Annotated in this window: 1 protein-coding gene and 1 pseudogene; both read left to right on the top strand. The window is 70.8% G+C overall.

Annotation, left to right across the window (positions count from 1 at the left end; translation table 11 throughout):
- Positions 1-227, top strand: a pseudogene (locus KJS59_RS30710) (hypothetical protein); the annotation flags it as partial.
- A gap of 73 nt (positions 228-300) precedes the next feature.
- Positions 301-740 (top strand): DUF2637 domain-containing protein (locus KJS59_RS32420; RefSeq protein WP_249715210.1); only part of this gene is annotated, 440 nt, incomplete at its 3' end.

The raw sequence follows: 740 nt of genomic DNA on the forward strand, positions 1-740 counted from the left end.
CCCGGTGGACTCGCTGGCAACCGGCGATGATCCACGTCGCCCTGCGGGCGGGCGCGAACCTGACGGACATCACCGAGACGACCGGCCTCGACATCGACGAAGTCATCCGACGGTCGCGGCGGTGGATCGACGTCCAGACGCGGCTGGACATCGGAGGGCATCCGGCGGTGGACCCCGCCGAGGTCCGGGCCATCGCGGATCGGCTCGGTTCGGCGGTGGACCGATGACGCCGACACGCCTCTCCCGGGACGTGACGTGGCCGGGATCGCTGCATGGTCGTCCTGGAGTCACACGGTCGCCGTGGCATCGAGGTTCGGTGAGCGTCCCGAGGTCGCTTACGTACTCCCGTTGTCGGTCGATGGAATGCTCGTCGTCGCGTCGGCGGCCATGGTCAAGGATAAGCGTGCCGGTCGGAGGGTGCGCTGGTCAGCCCGGACCGCCTTCGTAGTCGGGGTGGCGGCGAGCGTGGGAGCGAACATCGCTGCCGCCATGCCGAGCCCGGGGGCGCACATCGTCGCTGCATGGCCGGCGGTCGCGCTGCTGCTGGTCGTGGGGATGCTGACCAGATTGCGGCCGGCCCCACCCTGCCAGCCACCGTGGGACGGGGGCTGTGTCAAGGGCTGCTTCTCCGCAGCAGGTACCGCCAGCCTCTGGCGCCGCGCCCGCGTCATGGGTGCCGCACCCGACAGACTCCGCGGCTGGGATGGAGGAAATGCGGGCTGGGGCCGGCGATGGTTCGG

It is taken from the genome of Rhizomonospora bruguierae (assembly GCF_018397995.1).
GTDB lineage: Bacteria > Actinomycetota > Actinomycetes > Mycobacteriales > Micromonosporaceae > Rhizomonospora > Rhizomonospora bruguierae.